At 41.9% G+C, this 16506-nt stretch carries 18 protein-coding genes and 1 pseudogene; 9 read left to right on the top strand and 10 right to left on the bottom strand.

Annotation, left to right across the window (positions count from 1 at the left end):
- Positions 1-206: 206 nt before the first annotated feature.
- The 5 genes from V7L01_RS20675 to V7L01_RS20655 form a co-directional block, all read right to left on the bottom strand.
- Positions 207-815, bottom strand: a complete 609-nt coding sequence (locus V7L01_RS20675) for a hypothetical protein (protein ID WP_335037931.1) — start codon at positions 813-815, stop codon at positions 207-209.
- A 640-nt stretch (positions 816-1455) separates the two neighbouring features.
- Positions 1456-2211, bottom strand: coding sequence for a lysophospholipid acyltransferase family protein (locus V7L01_RS20670; RefSeq protein ID WP_335037928.1), 756 nt, complete (start codon positions 2209-2211; stop codon positions 1456-1458).
- A 115-nt stretch (positions 2212-2326) separates the two neighbouring features.
- Positions 2327-2812 (bottom strand): tRNA adenosine(34) deaminase TadA, encoded by a 486-nt coding sequence (tadA, locus tag V7L01_RS20665; protein ID WP_335037926.1) that lies wholly within the window; start codon positions 2810-2812, stop codon positions 2327-2329.
- A 432-nt stretch (positions 2813-3244) separates the two neighbouring features.
- Positions 3245-3559, bottom strand: a complete 315-nt coding sequence (gene grxC, locus V7L01_RS20660; RefSeq protein WP_099102680.1) for a glutaredoxin 3 — start codon at positions 3557-3559, stop codon at positions 3245-3247.
- A gap of 48 nt (positions 3560-3607) precedes the next feature.
- Positions 3608-4180, bottom strand: a complete 573-nt coding sequence (locus V7L01_RS20655; RefSeq protein WP_335037923.1) for a DUF981 family protein — start codon at positions 4178-4180, stop codon at positions 3608-3610.
- Positions 4181-4535: 355 nt separating this feature from the next.
- Between V7L01_RS20655 and glpX the strand changes: the two genes are divergently transcribed.
- From glpX to V7L01_RS20640, 3 genes are all read left to right on the top strand, one after another.
- Complete coding sequence (gene glpX, locus V7L01_RS20650; RefSeq protein ID WP_099102172.1) at positions 4536-5573, top strand: class II fructose-bisphosphatase; 1038 nt, start codon at positions 4536-4538, stop codon at positions 5571-5573.
- A 232-nt stretch (positions 5574-5805) separates the two neighbouring features.
- Complete coding sequence (locus V7L01_RS20645) at positions 5806-7092, top strand: glutamyl-tRNA reductase (RefSeq protein WP_334719517.1); 1287 nt, start codon at positions 5806-5808, stop codon at positions 7090-7092.
- Between the two features lie 100 nt (positions 7093-7192).
- Entirely contained in the window at positions 7193-7759 is a 567-nt protein-coding gene (locus tag V7L01_RS20640) for a DUF2087 domain-containing protein (RefSeq protein ID WP_335037921.1), read from the top strand.
- Between the two features lie 153 nt (positions 7760-7912).
- Here the strand turns inward: V7L01_RS20640 and V7L01_RS20635 are convergent, their stop codons facing one another.
- From V7L01_RS20635 to V7L01_RS20615, 4 genes and pseudogenes are all read right to left on the bottom strand, one after another.
- Positions 7913-8482 carry a Uma2 family endonuclease gene (locus tag V7L01_RS20635; RefSeq protein ID WP_335037919.1) on the bottom strand — a complete coding sequence of 190 codons (570 nt, stop codon included), beginning with the start codon at positions 8480-8482 and terminating at the stop codon, positions 7913-7915.
- A gap of 68 nt (positions 8483-8550) precedes the next feature.
- Positions 8551-9112 (bottom strand): annotated as a pseudogene (locus V7L01_RS35490) (YfbM family protein).
- A gap of 132 nt (positions 9113-9244) precedes the next feature.
- A complete protein-coding gene (locus V7L01_RS20620) occupies positions 9245-10027 on the bottom strand; it encodes an ABC transporter ATP-binding protein (protein WP_335037914.1) in 783 nt (260 codons plus the stop codon).
- Positions 10017-11150 carry a branched-chain amino acid ABC transporter permease gene (locus tag V7L01_RS20615; RefSeq protein ID WP_335037912.1) on the bottom strand — a complete coding sequence of 378 codons (1134 nt, stop codon included), beginning with the start codon at positions 11148-11150 and terminating at the stop codon, positions 10017-10019. The genes V7L01_RS20620 and V7L01_RS20615 overlap by 11 nt, the downstream gene beginning before the upstream one ends.
- A gap of 304 nt (positions 11151-11454) precedes the next feature.
- On the opposite strand from V7L01_RS20615, the gene V7L01_RS20610 reads away from it, so the two are divergent.
- The 6 genes from V7L01_RS20610 (at position 11455) to V7L01_RS20585 (ending at position 14962) form a co-directional block, all read left to right on the top strand.
- Positions 11455-11652 (top strand): hypothetical protein, encoded by a 198-nt coding sequence (locus V7L01_RS20610; RefSeq protein WP_335037910.1) that lies wholly within the window; start codon positions 11455-11457, stop codon positions 11650-11652.
- Between the two features lie 64 nt (positions 11653-11716).
- Positions 11717-11974: a cytotoxic translational repressor of toxin-antitoxin stability system gene (locus V7L01_RS20605; RefSeq protein WP_334708993.1), complete on the top strand. Its 258-nt coding sequence runs from the start codon at positions 11717-11719 to the stop codon at positions 11972-11974.
- A gap of 112 nt (positions 11975-12086) precedes the next feature.
- Positions 12087-13673 carry a glucose-6-phosphate isomerase gene (locus V7L01_RS20600; protein ID WP_335037908.1) on the top strand — a complete coding sequence of 529 codons (1587 nt, stop codon included), beginning with the start codon at positions 12087-12089 and terminating at the stop codon, positions 13671-13673.
- 242 nt (positions 13674-13915) lie between these two features.
- Positions 13916-14233 (top strand): hypothetical protein, encoded by a 318-nt coding sequence (locus V7L01_RS20595; RefSeq protein WP_335037906.1) that lies wholly within the window; start codon positions 13916-13918, stop codon positions 14231-14233.
- Between the two features lie 163 nt (positions 14234-14396).
- The gene (locus tag V7L01_RS20590) at positions 14397-14663 is read left to right on the top strand and encodes a ribbon-helix-helix domain-containing protein (RefSeq protein ID WP_335037905.1); all 267 of its coding nucleotides are present in this window, start codon (positions 14397-14399) and stop codon (positions 14661-14663) included.
- Positions 14660-14962 carry a type II toxin-antitoxin system RelE/ParE family toxin gene (locus tag V7L01_RS20585; RefSeq protein WP_335037903.1) on the top strand — a complete coding sequence of 101 codons (303 nt, stop codon included), beginning with the start codon at positions 14660-14662 and terminating at the stop codon, positions 14960-14962. The genes V7L01_RS20590 and V7L01_RS20585 overlap by 4 nt, the downstream gene beginning before the upstream one ends.
- A gap of 161 nt (positions 14963-15123) precedes the next feature.
- On the opposite strand, the gene V7L01_RS20580 is transcribed toward V7L01_RS20585, so the two are convergent.
- Positions 15124-16497, bottom strand: coding sequence for a DUF1802 family protein (locus V7L01_RS20580; protein ID WP_335037901.1), 1374 nt, complete (start codon positions 16495-16497; stop codon positions 15124-15126).
- Positions 16498-16506: the final 9 nt, after the last annotated feature.

Below are 16506 nucleotides of genomic sequence, written 5' to 3'. Positions count from 1 at the left end.
TATAGAGCAAATACCTGTGCCAACTTCAGGTTTTGGCAAGGCTGGGGATAAATGCGCCTCTGAGGTATATTTTTGAGAACGCTGGATCGAAGGCTACCGCAGATAATCTTATCGTAGCACTGGGGCGTTCCAAGGTGCTGTTCGGGGAGAGAAGGATGTGAAAGATAGGGAAGATGGGGAAAACAGACAACAAAAATTTAATTTATTTATTTTTTTTGAGATGAAGATGATGAAGCCCCACCTTCTCTGGGATAGGGAGAATCAACAAAACCCAATTCAAACAACTGTTTATAAGCTTTCTTGCCTAAATCTCGCGTCGGGTTTTGACTCTTAATTATTTGAATCAACAATGGCACAGCTAATTCTGGCTGATTTTGTGCTCGATGTACCAATGCTAGCTGAAAGGTCGCTTCATCTCGTTTTTGGGCTGTTAATAGAGCTTTTTGACGCTGAGAATCAGAAACTCTATTGTCAATTCCCGAAAAGCTAGCGTTTAACTCTTGATAAAAATTAGATAGCTGATTATAAACCTGACGTGCTTCTTGCAGCTTTTTGGCAGCTAAGGGGTAATTTTGAGCAGAAACGGCTTGTTCTGCATCTTTCACGAGGCGATCGCCCCCTTCAATGCTCAAAAGGCTGTTACTTTGGGTTATGGGGCGGAGGTTATTGGGATCGTTGGGGTCAATAGGTTGTGGTTGGCTAGTAGTGCCTGGTGACTGTGATACCTGAGCATTCACAGGTGATAGCAGGCTGAGGACTGCTATGACTGATAAAACAGTACGGTGCATCAAGGTAACAGCGGCAGCAGTGTTCATGGGATCAATTAGTGCGACAACTATATAAAAAAGTTATGGAAACTTCGGGTATCTTAACTCTGTTTTGGCTTGGACAAAGCAAAGCTACATCCTAAGTATCTCTGATTTAGACTAAAAATCTCTTTAATAGAGTTCCCATTACCCCTGTATAGCAACTAACTTATATCGCGGTGATGAACAATACTTACGGTGGAGTGTTTCACCATCTGTCTGACTACCGCCTTTCCTGAGCAATAATTATCTCAGGTTAAGTGGGATATTTGGCAGGAGAATCTTCCTAAAGCACTGCTTGAAGTATTTGCGTAGGCGTAGCCTGCCGTAAGCATCGCACCAAACCAGCTAGAGATGGCAATGTCCTCAGTCCGCGCTTCCCAAAATTCTGTTTTTACCAGTAATCTTTACAGAGAATCTAAAGACTTTCATTTAACTGTCTGAGCAAATAGAGTCAGTCGCTAAAACTTCTCTACGAGGCGCTTTGCAAACGCTATCGAGCGTCGGATTTTAAACTTTGGGATGAGAGGATTTGTTCTACCCCCAAGGGACACGGGGCATGAACTGAAATAATTTTTAATTCTTTAATCTAAAATTGGCAAGGTCAATGGTTAAGAGCCAGTCTTGAGACTCCTGATGTTTGACGAGATCAAGAATTAGTAATTTCTGCAAATGCGTGATTAGTAATTTTTGTTTCTTGATGGCTTAATTGTTGCAGCGCTTTTGCTAAATCAGATGTGATGTTTTTGGCATCTTGCTTTATACAGCCACTCATGTAATCTGTGACTCGGATTGGGGAGCCAATGTCAATACTCACATCTGTACCCCAACTTGGATAAGGTTGGCTGTAATTAATGCCTATGGGTATAATTTTCACTCCCAGTCCGGAATGACTAGATTCAGCACTCAAAGCAAGACGAGCAATTCCCGGCTTCAACTGGTGAACTTGACCATCACGAAAAATGTTACCTTCGGGAAAAATGACTAGAGTTTTTTTCTGCTGAAGTAGCTCAACTCCATGTCGCAGCGTGCGGATTGATGGATGCTTAGAATTTACAGGAAACCCCCCCAAACGTTGGACAAACCAGCCTTGTAAACCTTGGCATTCGTCAATAGTCACCATAAACCGCAGGTCTTGTTCTCTCCGACAATCAGCGGTAGCGTAGGGTACGAGCAATGCATCCCAACGCGCCCGATGGGTAGGCGCGAGGATTACAGGCCCAGTTGTCGGGATATTTTTTTGTCCGGTTATGCTAATTTGCCCAAAGAATAATGGTAATAAGCAGTGACGCCCTAATAAATATGCCAGCGGACTTAACCAAGGAGAAACTCTTGAAGTTGTGGGAGCCACCTCAGAATTTACTGGTGTGCGCTGGCAGGTATCGGATGAAGGGTAAAATTCCATGATGACGGATACAGCTGATTGACGCGTAAAATTTAACGAAAAGTCTTATTAGTTACACCGTAGATTCTCTTGCGTAACTTGTGTCGTACCAGATGGACAGTTTTACCTCTGTCCGTTAATTTCCGCTATGCCGCTTAGTAGCAAACCAAGCCTGTAACTGTTGACGACAAGCTGACTCTCGAATGCCTCCGATTACCTGGAGACGGTGATTAGAAGCAGTGCTATCGGGTATGTTAATAACTGTACGAATTGCGCCAGTTTTTGTATCGTCTACTCCATAGACAAGTAGTCCTATACGTGCTTGTACAATAGCACCTGCACACATCGGGCAAGGTTCAAGAGTTACATAGAGAGTGCATTCATTCAGATGCCAATTTTGTAAAGTTGTTGCAGCTGTTTTGAGAGCGAGAATTTCCGCATGAGCGGTAGGGTCTTTGTCGCGCTCTTTTCTGTTTTCTCCTTGTGCTAGCAATTTGCCTGTTGAATCAATAATAACAGCACCTACAGGGACTTCACCTGCATCACCTGCTGCTTTTGCTAATTCTAGGGCAGAACTCATCCATTGTTGATGTATAAGATATTCTGTATACTTAGTTAGCATATTCTTATCAATATAAAAATTTTAAAATTCTGCTCGCCTTTGGACGGGCGAGGCACCGATGCTACGAGAAAGAAAAAGTATATAGCGGTTCTCGGTTGAGTAAGTACAGAATTCCACCCCCAAGCCCTTCCCCGCTCTTCGAGAGAGGCTTAAGATATACCTTATATGATTAGAAAACGCTATACAGACCACAGGCTTGAAGTTTTGTCATTACTTACATTTGAAAATATCCGCTTCGTTGTTATCCCGCCTTGGAATAAATTCCAAGGCTAATAGCTCAAGTCCTCTTAAGAGGACTAAATAAGAATTTAAGTCCACTTGAGTGGACTTTAGCTATTAGCCTAGAACTTAAGTTCTAGGCGGGATGTGTGTCACTGCAATACTTTAACTGTTACAAAAATGGGGGTAATGACAAGGACTAGAAATCTGAAGCTAAATAGCGGCTTGGGCTAAAAGGGGATCGAGTTGACTTTGTGTGTCTAGTTGATAGAGGTCATCACAGCCGCCAATGTGCTGGTTATTAATAAAAATTTGCGGTACAGTACGGCGTCCGTTAGCGCGTTCTGCCATTTTAGCTCTGGCTGCTTCGTCGCCGTCGATTTTATATTCAGTAAAATTTACACCTTTCCACCACAGCAGGATTTTGGCTCGAATGCAGTAAGGACAAGTTTGCCAGGTGTAAAGTTCGACGTTGGCTTTGACTCGCTCTGGATGGCGATTTAAGAGGGGATTAAGAAAGTCCAGCATAATTTTCTTAAGCAAGGTTTTAACTATATCTCTAGCCTAGATCGTTGCTTACCGCATCGGCGCTGGAACCCACTTTTGGAAACCCTCTAAATGATTCCAGTAAGACAAATATCCAGTCAATGCCCAAATTAGAGCGGCTACTATCAGCACTGCTACACCAATTAGCCGCCAGGTTCGGTTGGTTTTCCAATAAAGAGTTGGCGCTGCAAAAATACCACCTAAGCCGGTTAAAATAAAGCCGATTCCCGATAAAAGCGGTTGCTTTGTCATATTCAAGTTGATGATGCGGATACCGACTACGATCGCAACTGCACCAGCAAAGAAGCCGTAAATTGCTATTGTCAATAAATCCCAACCTTGAGCAAGAGAAATCGCAGCTGCCACAAACAAGATTCCAAATAAGACACTTGTCTCACCGAAGGCAATGTTAAAGCTACCCATTACTGGCCAGGTGAAGCTCATGTGTAAACCAGTTGTGAGTGCGATCGCACCCGTAATCCCGAAACCGGGAATCCACTGTCTTTGATTAGAACTATCTATACCACGATACACATAGTCAGCCAGTAGAAATAACCCAGCTACCATGTTGATTAACATGAGGGTGATGTAGTCGATAAACACGATTAACCTCTGAATTTGACAAGTTATTTACTCTGCGCCTCGTTCTTTATTTTTTAGTGAATCTACCAGCTTTTTAATTTATTATTTTATACCTAAAGATAGATACTAAAGAAAAGCAATGTTCTAGATATACACTGTTACCGATTTGTGCAAGTTTTTAACTTAGTTACGTGTGAACACGTTTTATACTGGAGTAGTTAAGAGTAAAAAATTAGGATGTGTTAACTGGCACTTTTCTAACGATTTAGCAGTAAAACTTAACTTTCTTCCACGTGTATCCGCCCTTTGGTAGACTTGAAAACTGAAATAGGCAGATGAAACGACGCAAATTCAAGCAGCTGAGAGGGCAAACTCTGTGGAAAATACACTTGGGTTAGAGATTATTGAAGTAGTAGAGCAAGCCGCAATCGCATCTGCAAAGTGGATGGGTAAAGGCGAAAAAAACATCGCTGACCAGGTAGCTGTGGAAGCTATGCGGGAGCGGATGAATAAAATCCACATGCGCGGTCGCATTGTGATTGGGGAAGGCGAACGTGACGACGCGCCTATGCTATACATCGGGGAAGAAGTTGGTATCTGTACCCAACCAAATGCCGAAAGTGTCTGTAACCCTGATGAATTAATTGAAATTGATATCGCCGTTGATCCCTGTGAAGGCACCAACTTGGTAGCTTATGGACAACCTGGTTCGATGGCTGTCTTGGCAATTTCTGAAAAGGGTGGATTATTTGCTGCTCCTGACTTTTACATGAAGAAGTTAGCAGCACCTCCCGCAGCTAAGGGCAAGGTAGATATCAACAAGTCAGCCACGGAAAACCTGAAGATTCTCTCTGAGGTTTTAGACCGGGGTATTGAAGAACTTGTTGTGGTAGTAATGAAGCGCGAACGCCACAACGATTTAATTAAGGAAATCCGTGAGGCTGGAGCGAGAGTTGCCCTAATTTCAGACGGTGATGTGGGTGCAGCTATAAGCTGCGGTTTCGCTGGAACCAATATCCACGCTCTGATGGGTATCGGTGCTGCTCCTGAAGGCGTAATCTCAGCAGCAGCAATGCGTGCTTTGGGTGGACACTTTCAAGGTCAACTGATCTACGATCCAGCTATAGTCAAAACAGGTCTGATTGGAGAAAGCAGAGAAGCCAACATTGATCGCTTAAAGTCTATGAATATCAATGACCCCGATAAGGTCTATGATGCTCATGAACTAGCATCTGGTAAAACTATTCTGTTCGCGGCTAGCGGCATTACCAGTGGTAATCTCATGCAAGGTGTACGTTTCTTCAAAGACGGGGCAAGAACTCAAAGCTTGGTAATTTCCAACCAGTCGAAAACTGCTCGATTTGTTGATACAATTCACTTGTTTGGTGAACCAAAAGTTCTCCAACTGAACTAATTTTTAGGGAATGGGGAATGGTAAAAGTAGAGGTAAAGCATTTGGAAAGAAATGTTTCTATAAAAGGGAAAAATCATTACCAAAAAGCTTTACCTTTATAGTAGTTAGTAGTTAGTAGTTAGTGATTAATGATTGGTTGGAAAACTATCAACCAATAAACAAAAATTCCCCATTCCCTATTCTCACTTAATGCCAGATTGCCAACTACCAACTAGTAACTACAATTTAGCAAATGAATATAGCAGTGGTGGGGTTAAGCCATAAAACAGCCCCAGTAGAAGTCCGGGAAAAACTGAGCATTCCAGAACCACAAATTGAAAGTGCGATCGCTCAACTGGCCAGCTATCCTCATATTGATGAAGTTGCAATTCTTAGCACTTGTAACCGCCTGGAAATTTACATTGTCACCAGTGAAGCAGACCAAGGTATTCGGGAATTAACGCAGTTTCTTGCGGAATATAGTAAATTACCCGTGATTTCTCTGCGAAAACACTTATTTATGCTGCTGCATGATGATGCCGTGATGCACGTGATGCGTGTAGCAGGTGGTTTAGATAGTCTGGTACTCGGAGAAGGTCAAATTCTGGCTCAGGTGAAGACTACTCACAAACTGGGACAGCAATATAGCGGTATAAAAACCATTTTGAATCGATTATTTAAACAAGCGCTGACAGCTGGTAAGCGGGTTCGCACTGAAACTAGTATTGGTACTGGTGCTGTCTCTATCAGTTCGGCTGCTGTGGAGTTAGCGCAGATTAAAGTAGCAAATTTAGCAGCTTGCCGAGTGGTAATTCTGGGTGCTGGTAAAATGTCGCGCCTGCTGGTGCAACACCTAATTTCTAAAGGTGCTGTGGAAATTAGTATTGTAAATCGCTCTCGCGATCGCGCCCTAGAATTAACAAAGCAATTCCCTCAACAACCGATCAATATTCATCCGCTATCGGAAATGATGAACGTAATTGCCGATAGTGATTTGGTATTTACAAGTACTTCGGCAACAGAGCCAATACTTGACCGTGCCAAATTAGAAATGGTTTTAGAAGTTCAGCGCTCTCTAATGTTATTTGATATTTCTGTGCCGCGTAATGTTCATGCGGATGTAAATGAATTGGAAAACGTGCAGGCGTTTAATGTGGATGATTTGAAGGCTGTAGTAGCGCAAAACTACGAAAGCCGTCGTAAGATTGCACAAGAAGCCGAGCGACTTTTAGAAGAAGAAGTGGAAGCCTTTGATATTTGGTGGCGCAGTTTAGAAACTGTTACCACTATTAGCTGTCTGCGAAATAAAGTCGAAACTATCCGCGAACAAGAGTTAGAAAAAGCTTTGTCGAGATTGGGTTCGGAATTCGCCGAAAAACATCAAGAGGTGATTGAAGCATTAACGCGGGGAATTGTCAATAAAATTTTACATGACCCGATGGTACAGTTGCGATCGCAGCAAGATGTTGAAGCTAGACGGCGCTGTATGCAAACTCTGCAAATGCTTTTCAACCTGGATGCAGAGGAACAATTTAGTTAAATTTAACAACAAAATCCCCGGCTTCTGTGAGAAGTTGGGGATTTGAGGTTTTCAATTAGATATACTTCTAATTAGATAGACATCTAATTAGAAGTTAGTTATGCAACCAGAGCAATTTAACATCTTACTCCGCTTTTTCAAGGCATTAGCGGATGATAGCCGATTGAAGATTGTAGGTATCCTGGCGAATCAGGAGTGCAGCGTCGAAGAATTAGCAGCACTACTGCAACTCAAGGAACCGACGGTATCTCATCATTTAGCGAAACTTAAAGAGCTAAATTTGGTGACAATGCGTCCTGAAGGTAATAGCCGCCTGTACCAGTTGGATAGCGAGGCTTTGCAAAGCATTAGCAAGGAAATTTTCACGCCTGAGAAAATAGCATCCTTGATTGAGGATGTGGATACTGAAGCTTGGGAAAGCAAAGTCTTGAAAAACTATTTCGAGGGCGATACTCAATGCCTCAAAGAAATCCCCGCTAGTCGCAAAAAGCGTCTAGTTATTCTTAAGTGGTTAGCAAACCAGTTTGATGTAGGAGTCAACTACCCTGAACGCTTAGTAAATGATATTCTCAAACGCTACCATATTGACTGCGCCACCCTGCGACGAGAGTTGATTGCTTGCCAGTTAATGCAGCGAGAAAATGGAGTTTATTGGCGTACAACATAGATATGGAAATTGAATTGCGCGACCTTTACGAACAAGTCAATTTTGCAGAAAATAACGAAGATTAAAAAATCAAGCTCTGATTCACCCTGGATGCTGATTCATCCAAAAAAATTAACTTAAAATTTTTTAGCAAGTAGCTACCAAAGTTCCTCACTAAATTTGTGTTTCTTCCTCGGTAAAGATAGGAGGCCACAATTCAGTAACGGGCAATTCCCAACCGGGGAAAAGTTCTGGTATAGTTAAAATCTCGCCATTTTCTAAAACCGTAGCTTCGCCTGTAGAGCGATAAATTGTAACTGTCTCTTCATCAGGATCGATCAGAATCCCGACAACTGCTCCTAGTTCTATAAATTTCAGAATTTTAGCTGCTATAAGTTTAATTTTATCGCTCTGAGATTTAATTTCTACCACCAAGTCAGGGACAAGTTCTCCAAAGTAACGAGGACTTTGGAGAAGTCGGGAAGCGCGAACAAAGGAAACATCAGGTGCTTTAAGGTTTGTATCTGGCATAATGAAACCGCCTGCGGAATCAAACACTCTTCCCCAGCGACGAGGATTTATCCAAGCAAAAAGAAAGGCAATGAGACGACTACTGATTTCGCTGGATACGATATCTGACGGGCCGACAATTGAAATTTTCCCATTTTCGAGTTCCAGCTGGTAATCTAAACCTGCTTCGGTAAAAGCGGTTTGAACTTGCTCTAAATCTTTGATTGTCATCATTCACATAAAAAACTTTTTCTACTGAGATATATAACTCGATTTTAACAAAAGCCAAATTTCCGAAAAAATTAATCAGATGACAGCAAAACAATATCACCTTCTTTTGCAGCATTCTGAAAAAATTCTAGCAATTGTGGATATAGCTCAAACAACGGTTCTATCTCCTCTTCGTCCCATCCTCCAGGGCTAGGATTTGGGTATATTTCTGCTGCATTAAACACGGTAGAATTAAATCGAGCCTTCAATTCTTCAACAGAAATTTGACTTAAAGCATCGGCAACATCTCGAACCTCTTCAAGTGAGATACCGTACAAATCCGTAAGTCGCTTCAAACTGTGTCGGTGTACCCCCCATGACTACATTACAAAAAGGCGGTGATGCTTGAGTATCGTCCAAATTTGACTCTCCAGTGAGAAGAAAATGTAGTGCGTGCCAATCTTTTTCAAGACTGAAGTTACGTTCATCGCTTCGTTGCTTTTGTCGTTGGGCAATCATTGCCTGTGGATTACTAAAATCAAAAACTAAATCATCTAAATCAAGCCCAAAGAAAGATGCTGCCGCTTCAGGATCGTTCTGAATTTCTGAAAACTTTTGTGGCGTAATGCGTTTATAGCTAGCTGTAATACCCATAATATTTTCTCTAATCTAAACACTATTAATAGTGTTCACTTTGACTTTGGACAAGTAACAGTATTTATGTACTTTTATATATCCAAAGTCAAATCACTAACTACATTGCATAAACAGAAAGTCAATCACACTCTACTTTCCTAAATAAGCTTCTAAAACTTTGGGATTAGTTTGAATTTCTGCGGGTGTACCGTCGGCTAAATTCTGTCCTTCGGCAAGTACCCAAACGCGATCGCACAATGACATAATCACATCCATATTGTGTTCGATAATCAGAAACGTCATCCCATCTTGGCGGTTCCAAGTGATAATGCGATCGCAAATATCATCAATCAGTTTTGGATTCACACCAGCAGCCGGTTCATCCAACAAAATTAGCTTGGGATTAGTCATCAGCGCCCGCCCCATTTCCAGCAGCTTACGTTGTCCACCAGACAAGCCACCAGCATAATCGTGTGCTTTTTTTGCCAAACCCACTGATTCTAATAGAAACATTGCTCGTTCTTCGAGTTGCTTTTCTTCCTTAACGACAAGGTGCGGTTGCAACTGCACCTGCCAAAAATTTTCACCGGTTTGTTTTTGCGCCGCCAGCAGCATATTTTCTAACACCGACAACCGCGAGAGAGTCCGTGCAACCTGAAAAGTGCGGATTACTCCCTGCTGGGCGATTTGATATGGTTGCAAACTGTGAATCGGTTCGCCATCAAAAATTACTCGTCCCTTATCTGGGCGGATGAAGTTTGAGAGTAAGTTAAATAAAGTAGTTTTACCAGCACCGTTGGGGCCAATCAAACCCGTGATGCTGCCTTTAGCAACTTCGATTTTCGCCTCATTAACTGCTTTGACACCACCAAAGCTTTTAGAAAGTCCAGTGGCTACCAAAAGGGGAAGTGGCGGTGACTGGTTATTTACCAAGAGTAAGTTCCTCCTTTTTCCCTAGAATACCTTGGGGACGCCAAATCATCAGTACCATCAAAATTAGTCCGATTATCATGATCCGAAATGCACCCAAACGGGCTTCATCAAGGGTGACGATTCTGGGTAAAACTTCCCGCGTGAGTGCATCGTAAGCAAAGAAAATTACCGCACCTAAGATTGTGCCAACATTATTCCCAGAACCACCTAAAATCACCATAATCCAAGTGTCAAAGGTGATCTGTGGTTGAAAATTATCCGGGTAAATGGCGCTGAGTTGCCAAGCGAAGAAAGCACCAGCGATACCTGCGATCGCACCCCCTAACATGAGAGATTGTAATTTATACCAAAAGACATTTTTTCCCAGCGCTTTGGGAATTTCTTCATCTTCGCGGATGGCTTTGAGAATTCTACCCCAAGGCGATCGCACCAAAATTTCTAACCGCCAGTATACAAATGCTAAAACCAACAGCAACACCAGCATTAAACCCGCTTTTGGGTTGTAATTATACAGTCCGATGACCCCAGAAATATAAATCGCTGCCGCCAAAATTGCTAACACAATTCCCACACCCAAGCGCGATGCAAATTCTTGTTTGCTAGTTGTCCTTTTGCCTAAATCAGTAGTCCGAGATATTTGGGTGGTGCGAATCCATCGCCACAATGTAAAGAAAGTTACAGCAGCCAGCAGTGTCAAAAGCCCAATCATTACAAATCTGACAAACAAATTTGGCTCTGTGGATAGGGGTATGGGATAACTTTGCACACCAAACGCCCCAGAAGTCCAGGTGTCACCCACAGGTAATTCCTGATTATTCACCACCAAACGAATTAATTCGCCCGTACCAATAGTGACAATTCCTAGATAATCTTCCCGCAAGCGCAGAGTTGCAAAACCAATTATCAAACCCAACAAGGCGGCGACAATTGCCCCAGCTACTGCCGATATAGGTAGGGGTACGCCCTTTAAGCTTAACAATACGGTTGTATATGCTCCAATGGTCATAAAAGCAATGTGACCAAAGTTAATTAACCCGGTAAAGCCCCACTGTAAATTAAGTCCCAGTCCGAATAGAGCAAAAAGTGCTGTAGAAATTGCCAAGAAAATTAGATAGTCAACCATATTTAGGAGTTAGGAGACGCAATTAATCGCCTCTGTACAAGATGTTAGGAGTAGAAACGCGATTAATCGCGTCTGTTGGGAATTGGCAGTTAGGCAAAACAGTTCCGTTAGCGGATAGCTAGGGTTTACCCCGTTCTGAGTAAAGAAGTGAGATTCCCCACTCAAAACTCCCCCTGCTCCCCCTGCTCCCCCTGCCCTTCTTCCCTCTTCACTGGGCGAATAAATTTTAGCGTAGCTTGAGCGGAGCTAATTTTGTGGGAATACTATTTATTGTTGGTGTTTCCAGTAAGGGAATAATTAACGTATGAATTTGCTGCGACTTAGAATGCATCACTTAATCGAGCAATTAGCCGATGACGATTTGCAAGACATTTGGAACGTTCTCGAAGCTTTACATTGTGACTTTTATATGCTGAAAGCGATACAACAAGTCAAGCGATCGCAGCAACCGTGGGATATCTTAACCCATGAAGAAGCGATAAGACTGTTGATGTTTTTCTGATTCAGCAGCGCTTTCTTTTCTAGTGCCAGTGGCCCCCCTCAAGTATTGGTTAAGGTAACACCTAGTGAGTCTGGAAATGCGCTATGCAAGGTCTTTTTTACTAGACCTGAAGAATTTAGAACCTGCCGCCTACGAGCGGGTGTATGATTTTGTGTTTATTGAGTTAGCCCAAAAGTGGCAGCTGACCGATTTAAAAGAACTACGACAGCTTGATGGTGAAGGCATTTTTCACCGCTTTACCTTAGATAATTATCTAATTGGTATAGAAATTAGGGGTGAAATTGTGAAATTTCTGCGTGTCATCCCTATGCCAGATGTCTGAAGTGAGGAGTCAACGGAACACTTAAAACTGTAAACTGTATAAGGCTAGGCAGGGATCGCTATAACCTTACACTAAACTGGTTTTTGAAAAACACTTTATTTGAGATTTCCCTATGGATGCTAGGGCACTTTGGCAACGATACCAAAACTGGTTATATTTCCACGAGGGATTGGGACTGTACTTAGACATAAGTCGAATCCGGTTCGATGATGCCTTCGTGGATTCGTTGCAGCCGAAGTTTGACAAGGCGTTTGCGGATATGGCTCAACTGGAGAAGGGTGCGATCGCAAATCCCGACGAGAACCGGATGGTTGGACATTACTGGCTGCGAAATCCTGATTTAGCGCCAACTCCAGAACTTACACAAGAAATTGTCCAAACCCTAGAACACATCGAAGCCTTTGCGGAAAAAGTCCAAACAGGTGCTATTCATCCTCCCAGAGCAAGCCGCTTCACGGATATTATCTCCATCGGCATTGGTGGTTCCGCCCTCGGCCCCCAATTCGTCGCTGAAGCCCTTGCTCCCGATTTCCCGCCCCTGAAACTTCACTTTATCGATAACAACGATCCGGCAGGTATCGATCGCACTCTCAATCATCTACGAAATAGCCTCGCCAGCACTTTGGTATTGGTGATCTCCAAATCTGGGGGAACGCCGGAACCTCGTAACGGCATGATTGAAGTTAAAAAAGCCTACGCCGGACACAATTTGGAATTTGCTCAATATGCGGTAGCAATTACCAGCGTTGATAGCAACCTCGATAAACTGGCCAAAGACGAAGGTTGGCTAGCTAGATTTCCCATGTATGACTGGGTAGGAGGACGCACCTCAGAAATGTCTGCTGTGGGGCTAGTACCAGCCGCATTACAGGGCATTGATGTTCGTGCCATCCTAGATGGCGCAAAAGAGATGGATGATGCTACCCGCGTCCCAGATGTGAAAAATAACCCAGCAGCCTTGCTTGCTTTGTCTTGGTACTTTGCAGGTAACGGAAAGGGCGAAAAAGATATGGTTGTCTTACCTTACAAGGACAGCTTATTTTTATTCAGTCGCTATTTGCAACAGCTGGTGATGGAATCCTTGGGCAAGGAAAAAGACTTAGACGGTAATGTTGTCCATCAAGGCATCGCCGTTTATGGCAACAAAGGCTCAACAGATCAACACGCTTACGTTCAGCAGTTGCGTGAAGGTGTAGCGAATTTCTTTGCTACCTTCATCGAAGTGTTGGAAGATCGTCAAGGGCCATCTACTGAAATAGATCCAGGAGTTACATCAGGCGATTATCTTTCCGGTTTTCTCCAAGGAACCCGACAAGCGCTTTATGAAAATCACCGCGATTCGATTACAGTCACGATTCCCCAAGTGAACCCCCGAATTGTAGGGGCATTAATTGCTTTGTATGAGCGGGCTGTTGGTTTATACGCTAGCTTAGTCAACGTCAACGCCTACCATCAACCAGGCGTAGAAGCTGGCAAAAAAGCTGCCGCTTCCATTCTCGATTTGCAAACACGAGTGGTAGCAGTCCTACAAAAAGAAAAAACTCCCCTTTCTCTTGACGAACTCGCCGAGAAAGCAGGCGCATCAGAACAAGTTGAGGCAATTTACAAGATTTTGCGTCATATCCATGCCAATCAGCGAGGTGTGGTTTTGCAAGGCGATCTTCAGAAACCCGGCAGTTTGACCGTTTCTGCTAGCTGATAGCTCTAGTCTAAATATCACATTTCGTCCCTAATTGTTGTCTCAGCAACAATTTTTTATTGTGAAGCATCCTATATAGAAGATATATCTTCTATATAGGATGCTTTACTGTATAATTCGTAATTCGTAATGACGCTCACGGACTCGCTACCGCTACGCTAACGTAATTCGTAATTAACAAAGGAATTAATTGCTTGCCCTAACATAAAGTTAAGGCAGCATTAATAACTAGGATTAATACTATGACTGAATCAACAGCAAAACAACCTGCACGTCGGGGTAGAATCTTTCCAGAACGTACTTTACCACCAGAGGAACTTGCTAGACGCAAAGCTGAAGATGAAGTATTTTATCGGCGTTGTCGAGCAATTTTTGAGCGTGTGCGTTCCGATTTGATTAAGGAACACTATGGCTGGTATATTGCAGTGGAGCCAGATAGTGGTGATTATTTCATTGATGCGGATAAAATGCAAGCTCATAAAAAAGCCCTTGAAAAATACCCAAATAGTAGACATTGTGTATTCTGTCTAAATGAAACAGGAACAACTGGCACAATATGATTCAGGGGAACTTTGGGGATAATGATGGGCAACTATATATATTGTATTATTTTTAATTAATAGGTAAATCACGGAGAAAGTAAAAGCGAGCGCTATTCAAATTATCTGACATTAAATATTGTTACAATAAAGTTAAAGCTGTCAATAAACTGAAATATAAATCATGAATATTCAAATTAAACCTGAACTAGAGCAAATTATCCAAGCGCAAATTGCTACAGGTAGATATGCGAATCCTGAAGAAGTTATTACTAAAGCCTTGAAGTTGCTATTAGAGTGGGAAAAAGGTTACCAGCAGTGGGTTGAAGAAACACGAGAAAAAGTTGAGGTTGCTATTGAGCAACTGGATAGAGGAGAAGGCATTGATGGAGAAATTGTAGTTGAAAAATTGCGAGAAAAACTGCGTAAAGCGAGAGAATTACAAGGATGAAGCAACATATTATCTCGCCAAAAGCCAGCCAGGATTTATCAGAAATTATTGATTATTTTGTCAGTATCAATATTGATGCTGGGGAGAATTTTGTTGAAAAGTTTGATAAAAAGTGTAAAGATTTAGCTAATTTCCCCAATATGGGACGCAGCTACGGAAATATTAAAGCTGATTTACGCGGTGTTCCTTTGGATAGTTATATTATTCTTTATCGAGTTGGAAATAATGGAATTGAAATTGTCCGTGTAGTTAGTGGTTATCAAAATTTGGAATCTTTATTTGTAGAATCAGATGAGTAAGTTGGTGTTTTAGTTAACTTCCAATTATCTATTAATAAATTATTCAGAAAGTAAAAGCAATACCTACTGCTGGCAACGCCTACGCATTTCAGTTATTTTTAAACGAACCGCAAAGGACGCAAAGAGCACGAAGGTAAGAAAAGAGATATATTTTACTATTTTTAGTTAATAGGTAAATCGCGGAGAAAGTAAAAGCGATCGCTCTTCCAATCGCTGCCTTTTATTCGCCCTAAATAGCCTGTTAAGGGTGAGGAAAGTTCAATCAAAATTTCGTGCATTTCTGGAGTTTGTATTCGCTGTGGCGGATGCGAACCAAAATACGCACCATGTAGAGCTTCAACGCCAGCAGATTCTATACCTGAGTTTTCTAAATAATTTTTGACAAGCTGGATAATGTGCGATCGCAACCTTATAGATTGTTCAACTTTATCAATATAAGTATTAATTTTATCTTCAGCTAAACCAAAAGGAGCTTGTTGCAAACACTCTTTTAGTTCTAATAAGTTGATAGAATTTTTGTAGTGTGCTTGCAGTTCAACTAGTTTTTGCAAAGTTTCCGGGCTAATAACATTCATTTGATTTTCGGTTGCTGTTCTCAGGGCGTAAAAATTTAGTTCTCCAGCGGCTACAATTAATTTAATTGAATTTTCATACTGAACTTTACGAAGATGGTTCATGCCTATTTTTAGTAACTGTGCAGGTGTACCATCAGTAACTTTCTCAGTTTTAGTTGCTTTGCACTCTCCTACTATTGGATAAGGTTGTTCAGCGTAAAAATCCATGCCTCCTGCGCCACCAGTTCCATCTGGATTCAAACCTGAACCTGTAAAGCCTAATTTTAGCAATCCTCTACGAACTAATTTTTCAAATGTATGTCCGTCGCTAGAGTTCCCAACTTTAGCAATTTTTTGAATCCAAGGTAAGTCTAAATCTAATGGATTTGTTGGTTGATTGCTACTCCAACCCAAAAATACTTTGATATCGTCGTCTAATTGTTTGGCTGCTGGTTGGCTAATGCTTAGGGATGCGATCGCACTCTGCAATTCTTCCAATTCAGAATGTAGCGGGGGTTCTAGCTTTTCTAACTGGTGTTTGCGTTGGGCGAAGGTGCGATCGTTTAATACTGGCTTTTCTTCAGAAACAGTTAGAGAATTAGGTAAACTAACAAATTTTCCTATCTTTTCCTGAATGTTGGGATTTACTGGTATTTCTTGTAACTGAGGTAACTGATAGACGCGCAAGTAACCCAGGAAAAGATACTGTTGTGTTTGTAGTATTTCCTTTAATACTTTTGGTGTCCATATTGTTAATTTAGACAAAATATCTAATGGCTTAGTCTCGTCTAAAATTTGGCAAAGTTCACATTTAGCCCAAGCTTTAATTGAAACTGAAGAATCAGTAGGATAAAGTGCAAATCTTTGCCCAGGACGAATAAACATCCTGGGTAAAGCTGCGATTGTTCGCCCCTGTATTAAGGCTTCAATATCAGGGACGGGTAAACACAGCGCTGTTGGAATTGAAAACTGCTGATTCATTTATAATTA

Source organism: Nostoc sp. (assembly GCF_036917095.1).
Lineage (GTDB): Bacteria > Cyanobacteriota > Cyanobacteriia > Cyanobacteriales > Nostocaceae > Nostoc.
Note: the sequence above shows the minus strand (reverse complement) of the source record. Positions and strands in the feature narration are given on the sequence as shown.